The 13,534-nt window shown below is 70.1% G+C and carries 17 protein-coding genes; 12 read left to right on the top strand and 5 right to left on the bottom strand.

What is annotated here, in order from left to right:
* Positions 1-32: 32 nt before the first annotated feature.
* Positions 33-266: a type II toxin-antitoxin system CcdA family antitoxin gene (locus RTL41_RS04720; RefSeq protein WP_312161846.1), complete on the top strand. Its 234-nt coding sequence runs from the start codon at positions 33-35 to the stop codon at positions 264-266.
* On the top strand, positions 267-578 hold the full coding sequence (locus RTL41_RS04715; protein ID WP_312161844.1) for a CcdB family protein: 312 nt from the start codon (positions 267-269) through the stop codon (positions 576-578). It begins immediately after the preceding gene.
* A gap of 4 nt (positions 579-582) precedes the next feature.
* Here the strand turns inward: RTL41_RS04715 and RTL41_RS04710 are convergent, their stop codons facing one another.
* A complete protein-coding gene (locus RTL41_RS04710) occupies positions 583-1,599 on the bottom strand; it encodes a polyprenyl synthetase family protein (protein ID WP_312161841.1) in 1,017 nt (338 codons plus the stop codon).
* A 121-nt stretch (positions 1,600-1,720) separates the two neighbouring features.
* Here RTL41_RS04710 and RTL41_RS04705 point away from each other — a divergent pair, with 121 nt between their 5' ends.
* The gene (locus RTL41_RS04705; RefSeq protein WP_409418304.1) at positions 1,721-2,476 is read left to right on the top strand and encodes a tRNA1(Val) (adenine(37)-N6)-methyltransferase; all 756 of its coding nucleotides are present in this window, start codon (positions 1,721-1,723) and stop codon (positions 2,474-2,476) included.
* Here RTL41_RS04705 and RTL41_RS04700 read toward each other — a convergent pair.
* Complete coding sequence (locus RTL41_RS04700) at positions 2,473-3,300, bottom strand: thioesterase family protein (RefSeq protein WP_312161839.1); 828 nt, start codon at positions 3,298-3,300, stop codon at positions 2,473-2,475. The two genes, RTL41_RS04705 and RTL41_RS04700, sit on opposite strands and share 4 nt — an antisense overlap.
* Before the next feature lie 131 nt (positions 3,301-3,431).
* Between RTL41_RS04700 and RTL41_RS04695 the strand changes: the two genes are divergently transcribed.
* Positions 3,432-3,854: a VOC family protein gene (locus RTL41_RS04695; protein ID WP_312161837.1), complete on the top strand. Its 423-nt coding sequence runs from the start codon at positions 3,432-3,434 to the stop codon at positions 3,852-3,854.
* Here RTL41_RS04695 and otsA read toward each other — a convergent pair whose 3' ends face one another.
* Positions 3,855-5,237 (bottom strand): alpha,alpha-trehalose-phosphate synthase (UDP-forming), encoded by a 1,383-nt coding sequence (gene otsA / locus RTL41_RS04690; RefSeq protein ID WP_312161835.1) that lies wholly within the window; start codon positions 5,235-5,237, stop codon positions 3,855-3,857.
* A gap of 378 nt (positions 5,238-5,615) precedes the next feature.
* Between otsA and RTL41_RS04685 the strand changes: the two genes are divergently transcribed.
* Complete coding sequence (locus RTL41_RS04685; RefSeq protein ID WP_312161832.1) at positions 5,616-6,314, top strand: peptidoglycan DD-metalloendopeptidase family protein; 699 nt, start codon at positions 5,616-5,618, stop codon at positions 6,312-6,314.
* Positions 6,315-6,372: 58 nt separating this feature from the next.
* Here RTL41_RS04685 and ilvC read toward each other — a convergent pair whose 3' ends face one another.
* Positions 6,373-7,392: a ketol-acid reductoisomerase gene (ilvC, locus tag RTL41_RS04680; protein WP_312161831.1), complete on the bottom strand. Its 1,020-nt coding sequence runs from the start codon at positions 7,390-7,392 to the stop codon at positions 6,373-6,375.
* Positions 7,393-7,597: 205 nt separating this feature from the next.
* On the opposite strand from ilvC, the gene RTL41_RS04675 reads away from it, so the two are divergent.
* Positions 7,598-8,152: a DUF924 family protein gene (locus tag RTL41_RS04675; RefSeq protein ID WP_312161829.1), complete on the top strand. Its 555-nt coding sequence runs from the start codon at positions 7,598-7,600 to the stop codon at positions 8,150-8,152.
* Between the two features lie 21 nt (positions 8,153-8,173).
* On the opposite strand, the gene RTL41_RS04670 is transcribed toward RTL41_RS04675, so the two are convergent.
* Positions 8,174-8,437 carry a hypothetical protein gene (locus tag RTL41_RS04670; RefSeq protein ID WP_312161828.1) on the bottom strand — a complete coding sequence of 88 codons (264 nt, stop codon included), beginning with the start codon at positions 8,435-8,437 and terminating at the stop codon, positions 8,174-8,176.
* A 174-nt stretch (positions 8,438-8,611) separates the two neighbouring features.
* Here RTL41_RS04670 and RTL41_RS04665 point away from each other — a divergent pair, with 174 nt between their 5' ends.
* The 6 genes from RTL41_RS04665 (at position 8,612) to RTL41_RS04640 (ending at position 13,486) form a co-directional block, all read left to right on the top strand.
* Positions 8,612-9,454 carry a thymidylate synthase gene (locus RTL41_RS04665; RefSeq protein WP_312161827.1) on the top strand — a complete coding sequence of 281 codons (843 nt, stop codon included), beginning with the start codon at positions 8,612-8,614 and terminating at the stop codon, positions 9,452-9,454.
* 132 nt (positions 9,455-9,586) lie between these two features.
* The gene (locus tag RTL41_RS04660; protein WP_312161826.1) at positions 9,587-9,802 is read left to right on the top strand and encodes a hypothetical protein; all 216 of its coding nucleotides are present in this window, start codon (positions 9,587-9,589) and stop codon (positions 9,800-9,802) included.
* A gap of 112 nt (positions 9,803-9,914) precedes the next feature.
* Positions 9,915-10,598, top strand: coding sequence for a response regulator transcription factor (locus tag RTL41_RS04655; protein ID WP_312161825.1), 684 nt, complete (start codon positions 9,915-9,917; stop codon positions 10,596-10,598).
* Complete coding sequence (locus tag RTL41_RS04650) at positions 10,595-11,995, top strand: HAMP domain-containing sensor histidine kinase (RefSeq protein WP_312161823.1); 1,401 nt, start codon at positions 10,595-10,597, stop codon at positions 11,993-11,995. Before RTL41_RS04655 ends, RTL41_RS04650 begins: the two co-directional genes overlap by 4 nt.
* Positions 11,992-12,510, top strand: coding sequence for a dihydrofolate reductase (locus RTL41_RS04645; protein ID WP_312161820.1), 519 nt, complete (start codon positions 11,992-11,994; stop codon positions 12,508-12,510). Before RTL41_RS04650 ends, RTL41_RS04645 begins: the two co-directional genes overlap by 4 nt.
* A 64-nt stretch (positions 12,511-12,574) precedes the next feature.
* Positions 12,575-13,486: an SMP-30/gluconolactonase/LRE family protein gene (locus tag RTL41_RS04640; protein ID WP_312161818.1), complete on the top strand. Its 912-nt coding sequence runs from the start codon at positions 12,575-12,577 to the stop codon at positions 13,484-13,486.
* The last annotated feature ends 48 nt before the right edge of the window (positions 13,487-13,534 follow it).

The following is a 13,534-nucleotide window of genomic DNA, read 5'->3' as shown; positions in this document are numbered from 1 at the left end:
ACGGAGGCGCCCATCTGGGTTAGCCTCCGCCCATGGGCAAGGCGGAACTGAAGATTACGATCGACGAAGACCTGCTGGCGCAGGCCGTGGAACTCGGCCTCGACGTCAACGCCCTCACCGAGGCGGCGGTCCGAGCGGCCCTGCGGGACAACGCCGACGAAGCCAAGGCCCGCCGGTGGGCGAGCGACAACGCCGAGGCCATCGAGGCCAATCGCGAACGGATAGAACGGTACGGCGTCTTCGGCGAAGATCTGCGGACCTGGTAGTTGCGCCAGTTCGAGGTCTATCCGAACCCCTCGCCCCGGTCGCGATCGGTCGTCCCCTTCGTCGTCGTCCTGCAGTCGCACTTGCTGGCCGCCGCGCCGACGACGCTCGTCGCCCCGCTGATCGTTGACGACGGCCGCTCCGGCTATTCCGAGATCAGCGCGCTCGTGCCGTTCGACGGACGGCGCTTCATCGTCCTGGTCGCGGAACTTGGCGCGGTGGATACGAGGCTCCTGACCACGCCCCTCGGCGACCTGAGCACCCACGAAGACGCCATCCGCCGCGCCCTCGATCGCCTGTTCACGGGCTTCTAGGCTCTTAAGCCTTCCGCTGGACCGCGAAGTCGGCGAGGTCTTCCAGCGCCGGGCGCCAACTGTTGTTGGCCACGAACTCGGCGAGCTGCGCCTTGGCGGCGGCGGCGTAGTCGGCGGCCAGGGCCAGGGTCGCCCCGTCGGCGCCGGTCGAGGCGACGAGGCCGCGGGCGCGCTCGAAATCCTCGTCGGTCTGCTCGCGGCGGCCGACGGTGCGGTCCCAGAACGGCTTCTCGGCCGCGCCGGTCTTGGCGATGGCCAGCAGCAGCGGCAGCGTCGCCTTGCCTTCGCGGAAGTCGTCGCCGGCGTTCTTGCCCAGGGTGGCGCTGTCGCCCGAATAGTCGAGCGCGTCGTCGACCAGTTGGAACGCCAGGCCCAGGTCCTGGCCGAACCTGCGCAGCGCCAGGCAGCGCTCGGGGCTGGCCCCGGCCGAGACCGCGCCGGCCTCGGCGGCGGCCGCGAACAGCTCGGCGGTCTTGGCCTTGATGATCTCCAGGTAAAGATCCTGGCTGAGGTTCAGGTCATGGGCGCGGGTCAACTGCAGCACCTCTCCCTCGGCGATCACGCGGCTGGCGCGGGCCAGGATCTCCAGCGCCTGCATGGAGCCGGCCTCGACCATCAGTTCGAAGGCGCGGGCGAACAGGAAATCGCCCACCAGCACGCTGGCCGGCGCGCCCCAGATCAGGTGCGCGGCGACCTTGCCCCGCCGCAGTTGCGAGGAATCGACCACGTCGTCGTGCAGCAGGGTGGCGGTATGGATGAACTCGACCGCGGCGGCCAGCTTCAGGCAGGCGTCGTCCTGCGCGCCGGCCACCCGCGCGGCGGCGATGGTCAGCAGCGGCCGCAGACGCTTGGCCGATCCGCCGATCAGGTGCTCGGCAAGCGCCGGGATCACCGACACCGGACTTTGCATGCGGTCGCGGATCAGGGCGTCGACCTTGGCCATGTCGGGCTTCGCGAGCTCGAGGAGCCCGTCGATCGAGACGGGTTTTTCGCGGGCGATCGCGGCGCTGACGGCGTCCAAAATACCGAAACTCCAAGGCGTTCGACGTCGGCGGGGAGGGCCGGCGTTTGCGGGCGACAATGGTCACGGGATAGACCAGGGTCAAGGCGGGCTTAGCCGTCTCCGAACGCAAATGGAACCAGTGTCAGACCTGACAGACGCCACAGTTTCCGAGGATCACCTGCTCGGCGGGCGAGTTCTGCTACGCCAGGGTGCAAGGGGCTACCGGGCCGGCATGGACGCGGCCCTGCTGGCCGCCGCCTGTGATGCGTCCGAGGGCGCGCGCGTGCTCGAAGCCGGCTGCGGCGCGGGCGGCGCCCTGCTGGCCGCGGCCGTTCGCCGGCCGGGCGCGAGCTTCCTGGGCGTGGAGCGGGACGCCGCCGCCGCCGCCCTCGCCCGGCTCAACGCCCAGGCCAACGGCCTGCAGGACCGGGTCGAGATCGTCGAGGGCGACGTCGCAACGCCCTTCAAGCGCCTGGCGCTTCAGCCCTTCGACGCCGTCATGGCCAACCCGCCGTTCTTCGATGATCCCGGCGCCCTGCGCGCGCCGACGCCGGAAAAGCTCGGCGCCTGGATGGCCGACGGCGGGCTCGCCGCCTGGATCGGCTTCCTGTCGAAGGCCGTGCGCGAGGGCGGCTCGATCACCGTGATCCACCGCGCCGACCGCCTGGCCGACATCCTCGCCCTGCTCGCCCCCAAGGCCGGCTCGTTCCAGATCCGGCCGATCCATCCCCACGCCGACGCCCCGGCCAAGCGCGTGCTGGTCCGTGCGCTCAAGACCGGCAAGGCCCCGCTGCAACTGCTGCCGGCCCTGGTCCTCCACCCGCGCGAAGGCGCCAAGCACACCGACGAGGCCGAGGCGATTCTGCGGGGCGAGGCGGCGCTGGCCTGGGCCTAGCTCTTGAACCACACCACCTGGTGCGAGACCGCCAGCAGATGGCCGTCGTCGGACCAGATCTCGGCGCTCTGGTCGTTGAAGCCGTGGCGGAAGACCCGCGCGTCGCTGACGCCCAGCACCGGCCGCGCGCCCTGCCGGGCCAGCGCCGCCTCGTCGGCCATGAAGTAGGTCGACAGCGACACCGTCGCGACCGGCGGAATGTCGCCGCGCACCTGCAGGATCTTCACCACGAAGGTGTCGCAGATCGCCGCCAGCGACACGTAGTCCAACGGCCGCGCCGGCTCGTCGCGGATCCAGTTGTGCGACAGGGCCGGTTGCGGGGTCTCCGCACTGGCCGCGCCCGGGATCGGCGCGCCGCGCTCATAGCGGAACTCGTAGCGGCCCCGCCATCCGGCCCGGCCGCTGGTGTCGAGCACCGGCGTCTGCTCGGCGCGCGGCACGCTCGGCGGCGCGCCGGGCGCATGGTTCCAGGTCTCGCGATCCGGCCCGGTGACGGTGCTGGCGGTGGTGACCACCACGCCGCCCTGCAGCATCTCCACCTGCCAGTGCTGGGTGGAGCGGCCGTCGCGCACCAGGCGCACCGTCACGTCGAAGGCGCCCTCGGCGATCGCCGCGCAGAAATTGACCGTCTGGGCCACCGGCCGGCCGCGCCGCTCGGGGTGATCGAGCACCGCCTTCATCAGCACCGCCGCCGTGGTCCCGCCGAACGGGCCGGCCATGTTCCAGTAGGCGGGCGAGGTCGCGCCGCGATAGGCGCCGGGCCCCGTGGGCTCCAGGCGGATGGCGTCGTCGAGCGGGTGCAGGGCGGTCAGGGTCTCGGTCATGGCCGCACCATGGACGGGGTTTTCCTGAACGTCGATAACCTCGCACGTCATCGCTTTTTGCAAAGCTGATAGTTTACAAAAATAGTCGGGCATTTTAGGAAAGCATTACCTTTCCAAATCAGGAGGCCCCGATGTCGACCATCGCCCTTGAACGACCGCAGCTCGCCGGTTGCATCCTGCGGGTGGCGCGGCCGACGGACCGGATGGAGGCGGTGGTCGGCTTCTATCGCGACGGGCTGGGCTTTCCCGAACTGACCCGCTTCGCCGACCACGACGGGTTCGACGGCGTGATCCTGGGCTTCCCCGGCGCGCCTTATCACCTGGAGTTCACCAGCGCCCGCGGGCGCCTGGCCGGCCGCGCCCCGACCCGGGACAACCTGCTGGTCCTCTACATGCCCGATGCGCGCGCCTGGAGCCGGATGATCGGCGTCATGCAGCGCCGCGGCCACCGGCCGGTGGAGTCCGCCAATCCCTACTGGGACCGCGAGGGCGTCACCTACGAAGACCCCGACGGCTACCGCGTGGTGCTGCACCAGGGGATCTGGCCGGTCTGATCAGCCGCGGGCGGTGGTCATCAGCGCCTTGACGAAGTCGTCGCGCCAGGCGGCCACGTCGCTGCGGCGCAGGCCGTCCATCAGCACGCGCCAGCGCGCGATCCGCTCGGCCTTGTCCATGCTCAGCCCGCGCACGATGGCCTCGGCCACCTCCTCGCGGTTGAACGGATTGACGATCAGCGCCTCGCCCATCTGCTCGCTGGCCCCGGCGAACTGCGACAGCACCAGCACGCCCGGATCCTCGGGGTCCTGGGCGGCGACATATTCCTTGGCCACCAGGTTCATCCCGTCGCGCAGCGGCGTCACCAGCCCGATCCGCGCCGCCCGGTAGACCCCGGCCAGCTCGTCGCGGCGATAGCCCCGGTTCACATAGCGGATCGGCACCCAGTCGACGGTGGCGAAGGCGCCGTTGATCCGCCCGGTCACCGCGTCCAGCCGGGCGCGGATCTCCTGGTAGGCGCCGACCTCCTCGCGGCTGGGCGTCGCGATCTGCAGCAGGAAGACCTGCTCGCGCAGTTCCTCGTGGTCGGTCAGCACCTGCTCGTAGGCCAGGAACCGCTCCTCCAGCCCCTTGGAGTAGTCCAGCCGGTCCACGCCGATGATCATCGCCCGGCCGTTGAGGCTGGCCTGCATGCGATCGAACTCGGCCTTGGCGACCTCGCCGCTCGCCGCGGCTTCGAAGCTCTCGACGTCCAGGCCGATCGGAAAGGCGCCGACCCGCGCCGTCCGGCCGAACGCGTGGGCCAGGCCGTCCTCGTCCACCGTCCCGCCGGCCTCGGCGGTCACATAGTCGCGGAAGGCGCTGGCCGAGTCCTCGGTCTGGAAGCCCAGCAGGTCGTAGTCGAACAGCGCCTCCACCAGCGCCTCGTGCTCGGGCAGGGTCAGCAGCAGCAGCCGCGCCGGCCAGGGGATGTGCAGGAAGAACCCGATGCGGTTGCGCAGGCCGCGCCGGCGCAGCTCCTGGGCCAGCGGGATCAGGTGATAGTCGTGCACCCAGATCACGTCGTCCTCTCCCACCAGCGGCGTCAGCGCATCGGCAAACCGCGCATTGACCCGGGCATAGCCCTCGCTGAACGAGCGCTCGTAGGAACTGAGGTCCACCCGGTAGTGGAACAGCGGCCAGAGCGTGCGGTTGGCGTAGCCGTTGTAGTATTCCTGGCGGTCCTGCTCCTCCAGGTCGACCGTCGCCACGGTCACCCCGCCGACCTTCTGGATGGCGATCTGGCCGGTGTATTCCTCGACCGTCTGGCCGCTCCAGCCGAACCAGACGCCGCTGTGCTCGCGCAGCGCCGCGGCCAGCGCCATGGCCAGGCCGCCGACGGCGCCCTCGCCGCCGTCGCCGGGCGGCTGCACGCGATTGGACACCACGATCAGCCGACTCATCGCGCGCGCCCGATCATCAGTCGACAGAAGCTCACACGTATAGTTTTGACAATGAATAACAGTATTTAAGTCTTTCCTTTGGACACGCCAGAACATCTGGCGAAGTTGTCCATATGCGGTGAGATCGACACTGGCGACCCGGACGCGCACCCGCCCCGAAGTCGAGACGTTACTGCGAACAACCCGCAATCCATTTGTAACACACGCAGGGCCTTCGTCGCCCGACCTCACGCAACCGTGACCTTGGGCGGCGAAACCAGCGACACCCGGTCACATGCTGCGGCGCGGCGCGAGCCTCCATATGGGACCCCAGGGGCGAAATCGGAGCCCGGCGCCCGTCGCCGGTCAGCCGCCATTCGATGAGGAAACGACCGACGCATGATCCGCGCCACGACGACGCCTGCCGCTGACCGCATCCATATCTGGCTCACCCAGACCTGGCTGACCCTTGGCGCCGCCGTCCTGGCCGCCGGCTTCCTGCAGGCCGGCGCCCACGCCGCGGCCCGGGCCGATTTCATCAGCGCCCCCGGGACCAGGCCCCTGGCGCTCGCCCTCGACCCCGTCGCACCGCCCGCCGCGGCGACCAAGGTGCTCGCCTGGCAGGGCAAGGACGTCGACGGCGACGGCGCGCCCGACTTCGTCAATCCCACCGGCCAGGCGCCGCGCACCCACGACGCCTACGGCTTCGGCGCGTTCGGCGCCTCGCGCGACGGCGGCTCGCGCAAGCACGAGGGCGTCGACTTCATGGCCCAGGCCGGCCAGCCGGTCGCCGCGCCGATCTCCGGCTACGTCACCAAGGTCGGCATGGCCTATGCCGACGACAAGCGGCTGAAGTTCGTCGAGATCACCAATCCCGCCATCAGCTACGTGGCCCGCGTCTTCTATGTCGACCCCGACGTGGCCGAGGGCGACGTCGTGCGGCTGGGCCAGGAGATCGGCGTCGCCCACGGCCTGCAGGCCCGCTACCCGGGCGGCATGACCGACCACGTCCACCTGGAGCTGACGGGCCCCGACCAGAAGCGGATGGACGCCACCGCCGTGCTCACCGAGCGCTACGTCACCCGCTTCGGCGCCTAAAGAGAAAGGCCCGGGCTTTCGCCCGGGCCTTTCCAATGTTCGGCCGTGTCCGGCGCACTTAGTTGCGGGCGGTGTCGACCAGCTTGTTCTTGGTGATCCAGGGCATCATGGCGCGCAGGCGCTGGCCCACTTCCTCGATCTGGTGCTCGCTGGCGCGGCGACGGGTCGCCTTGAGGCTCGGCTGGCCGGCCTCGTTCTCCAGCATGAAGTCGCGCACGAAGCGGCCCGACTGGATGTCTTCCAGCACCCGCTTCATCTCCGCCTTGGTGTCGGCGGTGACGACGCGCGGACCGGTGACGTACTCGCCGTACTCGGCCGTGTTCGAGATCGAGTAGTTCATGTTCGAGATGCCGCCTTCGTAGATCAGGTCCACGATCAGCTTCACCTCGTGCAGGCACTCGAAATAGGCCATTTCGGGCGCGTAGCCCGCCTCGACCAGGGTTTCGAAGCCGGCGCGGATCAGTTCCACCAGGCCGCCGCAGAGCACGGCCTGTTCGCCGAACAGGTCGGTCTCGCACTCTTCACGGAAGGTGGTCTCGATGACGCCCGAGCGGCCGCCGCCGATGGCCGAGGCGTAGGCCAGGCCGAAGTCCAGCGCATTGCCGGTGGCGTTGGCGTGGATGGCGATCAGGCACGGCACGCCGCCGCCCTTCTGGTATTCGCCGCGCACGGTGTGGCCCGGGCCCTTCGGCGCGACCATCAGCACGTCGATGGTGTCCTTGGGCTCGATCAGGTTGAAGTGCACGTTCAGGCCGTGCGCGAACAGCAGCGCCGCGCCGTCCTTGATGTTCGGGGCGATCTCGTTGGCGTAGATGCCGCGCTGCAGCTCGTCGGGCGCCAGCACCATGATGGCGTCGGCCCAGGCCGAGGCGTCGGCCACGGTCATCACCTTCAGGCCGTCGGCTTCCACCTTCTTGGCGGTGGCCGAACCGGGGCGAAGCGCCACCACTACGTCCTTGACGCCGGAGTCCTTGAGGTTCAGCGCGTGAGCGCGACCTTGGCTACCATAGCCTACGATCGCAATCTTCTTGTCCAGGATGCGGGCGAGGTCGGCGTCGCGGTCATAGTAGACGCGCATGATCATTCTCCTGAAGTCGAAGGTCGCTGCGGTTCCGCGCAACGGCGCCGCAGCAAAGGCCGGGCTATGGAGGGGAATTTTGCGCGGAGGTCAAGGGAAGCTCGCCCCGATGCGGCGTTTCGTCGGAAATTCCGCCGCCGGGCCGCCGCCCTTGAACCGAAAGCGCCGCCGTCGGACATAGGCAATCCAGACTGGAGGACCCTGCATGGCGGCGACACCCAAGGACGTGATCGGCTTCTGGACGGCGGCGGGACCCGCAAAGTGGTTCGCCAAGAACGCCAGGTTCGACGAGGCGATCGCCCTCAGGTTCGAGCCGGTGCATCACGCCGCCGCCCGCGGCGAGTACGACGCCTGGATGGCCGACGCCGAGGGCTCCCTGGCCCTGCTGATCCTGCTCGACCAGTTCCCGCGCAACCTCTACCGCGGCTCGGGCCACGCCTTCGCCACCGACCCCAAGGCCCGCCACGTCGCCCGCAACGCCATCGCCGCCGGCCACGACCGCGCCAGCGAGCCTGGCCTGCGCCAGTTCTTCTACCTGCCCTTCGAGCACTCCGAGGACCTGGCCGACCAGGACGAGGCCGTGCGCCTGTTCACCCGCCTGAAGGACGAGACCGGCGACGCCGAATCCCTGCGCTGGGCCGACCTGCACCGCGAGATCATCGTGAAGTTCGGCCGCTTCCCGCACCGCAACGCCTGCCTGGGGCGGATCTCCACCGCCGAGGAGCAGGCGTTCCTGAACGAGGGGGGCTTTGCGGGCTGAAGAGCGGAAGACGCGCTCGCCTCAAGGCGCGATCCCGGCCTTGGTCTGGATGTCGGACACGGTCTTGCGGGCCTCGTCCTGCCGGGCCTTCATCTGCGATTGGGTCAGGCAGACCTTCTTGGAAAACCGGCTGCCGGTTTCCGTCTCGTACCTGCAGATCGGCTTCTCTTGCTTGGCGGCCGGCTTGGGCGGCTCCGCCGGCGTTGCAGCGGGAGCCGGGACGGCCTGCGCGGCCGGGGCGCTGGAAGCCGCCAGCAAGGCGGCGATGGCGATGGAAACGAGCATCGACTTGTCCCTCGGAATGATGCGCCCTGCGACGACGCAACTGCGGAGGCCATTTCGAATATCTGCGTTATTCCAGATGGATCGTCTAGATGTGGATGAACATCCCTCGGTGATTCGACAGGCGCCACGACTCAGTCGCGAATCGGCCGCAGTCATGAGCTCTGGGTCGCCCGCATGAACGCGCACGTCGCCATCGCCGAAACCTCGGCCGCCGCCGACCATCCCGAGCGGCAGTATCTCGACCTGCTGGCCGACATCCTGGCCAACGGCGTGCAGCGCGGCGACCGCACCGGCACCGGCACCCTGGGCGTCTTCGGCCGCCAGATGCGCTTCGACCTGGCCAAGGGCTTCCCGCTCCTCACCACCAAGAAGCTGCACCGCAAGTCGATCATCCTGGAACTGCTGTGGTTCCTGCGCGGCGACACCAACGTGAAATGGCTGCAGGAGCGCGGCGTCAGCATCTGGGACGAGTGGGCCGACGCCGAGGGCGAGCTCGGCCCCGTCTACGGCAAGCAGTGGCGCTCCTGGACCGCGCCCGACGGCCGGGTGATCGACCAGATCGCGAGCGTGGTCGAAGGGCTGAAGACCATGCCCAACTCGCGCCGCCACATCGTCTCGGCCTGGAACCCGGCCGATGTCGACGACATGGCCCTGCCGCCCTGCCACTGCCTGTTCCAGTTCTTCGTCGCCGACGGAAAGCTGAGCTGCCAGCTCTACCAGCGCTCGGCCGACGTGTTCCTGGGGGTGCCGTTCAACATCGCCTCCTACGCCCTGCTGACCATGATGGTCGCCAAGGTGACGGGGCTTCAGCCCGGCGAGTTCGTGCACACCCTGGGCGACGCCCACCTCTACCTGAACCACCTCGACCAGGCCCGCGAGCAACTGGCCCGCGAGCCGCTGCCCCTGCCGGTCATGGAGATCGCCGACAAGCGCGACCTCTTCGCCTTCGAGTTCGAGGACTTCAAGCTGCGCGGCTACAAGGCCCACGACCGGATCGAAGCCCCCATCGCGGTCTAGGCCGGCGGCCTGCGTCGCAAGCCGCAGCCCCAATCTTACAGATTTGCGAGTTCGCCGACCGGAGGCTGAGGGGCCGCGGCGGTCTTCTCTCCTGGTCCGGAACGATCCGGCCGATGCTTCAAGGAGAGCCCCATGCGCAATCTCATCGCTCCCGCCGCCCTCGCCTTCAGCCTGGCGATCGGCTCGGCCGCCTTCGCGGCGGCGCCCGCCCCGGCGACCACCGCCATGGCCGCGGCCAAGCCTACCCCCGCCGCCAAGAAGGCCGAGTGCGAGAAGTCCTGGAACAGCCAGAAGACCCACACCGGGGACAAGGCCGCCTTCGTCAAGGCGTGCGTCGCCAAGGGGTAGTCCCCGCCCCTCAGGCGCCGGTCGGGCGGCCGGCCTCCCGCGGCCGCCCGACTGTCTTGGAGCCCGGCCGAAACCGGGTCATCCTGGCCCCGAGCAACCGGAACGACCGCCCATGAGCCGCCGCATCCTGCTGGTCGAGGACGACGCCGAAACGGCCGACTACGTCCTCAAGGGCCTGCGCGAGGAAGGCTACACGGCCGAGCACGTCGCCGACGGCCGCGACGGCTTCTACGCCGCCTCCGGCGAGGGCTTCGACGCCATCATCATGGACCGCATGGTCCCCGGCATGGACGGGCTCAGCGTCATCAAGGCGCTGCGGGCCGCCTCCATTTCCACCCCGATCATCATCCTCTCGGCCCTCAGCCACCTCGACGAGCGGGTGAAGGGCCTGCGCGCCGGCGGCGACGACTACCTCACCAAGCCGTTCGGCTATTCCGAGCTCTCGGCGCGGCTGGAGAACCTGATGCGCCGCCGCCCCGGCCCCGAGGTCGAGACCAGGCTCGCCTGCGGCGACCTCTCCATCGACCTGCTCTCGCGCCGGGTCAGCCGCGGCGGCCGGGCGCTCGACCTGCTGCCGCGCGAGTTCAAGCTGCTGGAGTACCTGATGCGGCACAAGGACCGCGTCGTCACCCGCACCATGCTGCTCGAACAGGTCTGGGACTACCGCTTCGATCCCCACACTAGCGTCATCGACACCCACATCAGCCGCCTGCGCAAGAAGATCGACGACGGGTTCGCCCAGCCCCTGCTGCACACCCTGCGCGGCACGGGCTATCGCCTGTCGCAGGAGCCATGAGGCCGCCCGGCTCGCGCCTGCGCCCGGGCGCGGTGTTCTTCGTCCTGCTGGCGATGGCGCTGTCGGCCCTGGCCGTGGGCCTGCTGATGGTCGACGGCATCGGCGAGGCGATCATCGGCAAGCGCCAGCGCGAGGTGGCCGAGGCCGCCCGCGACTACTTCGTCGCCTTCGCCCACGAAGAGGGGCTCGCCCCCCTCGCCCGCGCCCTCGACCTGCGCGAGCGGACCGATCCCGGCGGCGGCTTCCGCTATGCGCTCTACGCCGCCGACGGGCGCCTGCTGGGCGGCGCGCGGCTGGAAGCCCGCGAGCCGCTGCCCGCCTCCGGGGCCGCGCGCCTGGACATCTTGGCGGACGGCCGCGGCTCGCCCTGGCGGGTGCTGGTCCAGCCGCTCTCCGTGGGCGGCGCCCTGGTGGTCTACGAGGACATCGGCGAGCGCATCGCCTTCCGCCGCGCCCTGGTGGCCAGCGCCGGCGTCGCCCTGCTGGCCGCGGTCGGCGCGGTGCTGCTGGCGGCCCTCTGGTTCAACAGCCTGCTGCTGCGGCGGATGGAGACGCTGGCCGCCACCGCCCGCCGCATCGCCGACGGCGACCTCTCGGCCCGCACCGAGGTCCACCCCAAGGGCGACGTCTTCGATCGCCTGGGCGAGGCGATGAACGGCATGCTCGACCGTATCGAGGAGCTGATGACCGGCATGCGCACGGTCACCGACAGCCTGGCCCACGACCTGCGCTCGCCGCTCACCCGCATGCGCGCCGACCTGGCGCGGGCCATGCAGCCGGACCTGCCCCAGGACGCGCGGCTGGACGCCATCGAGCAGGCCCACGACGAGGCCGACCGCGCCCTCTCCACCCTCTCGGCCCTGATGGACATCGCCCGCGCCGAGGCGGGCCTGTCGCGCGACATGATGGCCCCGCTGGACCTCGCCGCCCTGGCGGCCGAGGTCGGCGAGTTGTTCGCCCCGGTCATCGAGGACGCCGGCCAGACCTTCGTCGCCCCCGACCCGCGCCCGGCCCTGATCGTGAAGGGGCACGAGCTGATCCTGCGCCAGGCGGTCGGCAACCTGCTGCACAACGCCGCCCACCACGCCGGCCAGGGCGCCGTCGTCCGCCTGGCCGTCGAGGACGTCCCCGGCCGCATCCGCATCGTCGTCGCCGACACCGGCCCCGGCATCGCGCCCGAGCACCGCGGCCGCGTGCGCGAACGCTTCGTGCGCCTGGACGCGGCCCGCTCCCGGCCGGGCGGCGGGCTTGGCCTGGCCATCGCCGCGGCCTGCGCCAAGCTGCACGGCGGCGCGCTGGAGCTGGAGGACGCCCATCCGGGCCTGCGCGCGGTGATCGACCTGCCGGCGCAGAGTTTGGGCCGCCCGCCGCCAGACTCTGTTATGACCGCGCCATGAGCACCCCGATCCTCACCGCCGGGCCCATCGCCCGCGACCGCAACGGCGTCATCGGCAAGGACGGCGCCCTGCCCTGGCGGCTCAAGACCGACCTGGCCAACTTCCGCGTCGTCACCATGGGCAAGCCGGTGATCATGGGCCGCAAGACCTGGGAGAGCCTGCCCCGGAAGCCGCTGCCCGGCCGCACCAACATCGTCCTCACCCGCGACGGCTCGTTCGAGGCCAAGGGCGCGGTGATCTGCGACAACTTCAGCGAGGCGGTCTCCATCGCCCGCGAGCAGGCGGCCGAGGACGGCGTGGACGAGTTCTGCGTGATCGGCGGCGCCTCGCTGTTCGAGCTGGCCCTGGCGAGGGCCCAGCGCATCTACCTCACCGAGGTCGACGCCGAGGTGGCGGGCGACGTCACGCTCTCGCCCATCGACGAGGCCCGCTGGACCGAGGTCAGCAGCGTTTCCCACCCGGCCGGCGAGGGCGACGAACACGCGTTTAAAATTCGGGTGTTGGAACGGCGCTGATCGGTCATAGTCGGCCCCTCAACGCCACCATTGCGAGTGGCGAGCCGCAGGAGGGAACGCGACCATGGACATGCAGCTTGTCGCCGAGGGCTTCGAATTTCCCGAAGGGCCCATCGCCATGAACGACGGCTCGGTGATCCTCACCGAGATCAAGGGCCAGCGCCTGACCCGCGTCCATCCCGACGGGCGCAAGGAAACGGTGGTCGAGACCGGCGGCGGCCCGAACGGCGCGGCCATCGGCCCCGACGGCGCCATCTACATCACCAACAACGGCGGCTCGTTCACCTGGCCGACCCAGGACGGCCTGACCATCCCCGGCCCGACGCCGGACACCCACAAGGGCGGCTACATCCAGCGCTTCGACCTCGCCACGGGCGAACTGAAGACGCTCTATGATAGCTGCGAGGGGCGGCCCTTCGTCGGCCCCAACGACCTGGTGTTCGACAAGCAGGGCGGCTTCTGGTTCTCCGACCACGGCGCGGGCACGGCCGACGGGCGCCGGTTCGGCGCGCTCTACTACGCCAAGATCGACGGCAGCCACGTCAGCCGCCAGCGCGACCACCTGATCTCGCCCAACGGCGTCGGCCTCTCGCCGGACGAGAAGACCGTCTACCTGGCCGACACCCAGCTCGGCCGCCTCTGGGCCTTCGACGTGGTCGAGCCCGGCGTGCTCGCCCCGCCGGCCGGCTTCGCGGCCGGGCGCGCGGTCTGCAACCTGCCGGGCGTGCAGTTCCTCGACAGCCTGGCCGTCGAGGCGTCGGGCAAGGTCTGCGTCGCCACCATCCTCAACGGCGGCATCACCGCCTTCGACCCGAACGGCACGGTCGAGCACTATCCCGTGCCCGACCTGATCACGACCAACATCTGCTTCGGCGGCCCCGACATGAAGACGGCCTGGATCACCGCCTCCTCCACCGGCAAGCTCTACAAGACCACCTGGCCGCGCCCGGGCCTGAAGCTGAACTTCAACGCCTGACTCGCTCCCCCCTCATGGCGGGGGCGTCGCCTATAACCCCCTATGGTT

Source organism: Phenylobacterium sp., assembly GCF_031984885.1.
In the GTDB taxonomy this organism is placed as follows: Bacteria; Pseudomonadota; Alphaproteobacteria; order Caulobacterales; family Caulobacteraceae; genus Phenylobacterium.
The sequence above is the reverse complement of the archived record's forward strand: the minus strand, read 5'-3'. Positions and strand labels throughout refer to the sequence as shown.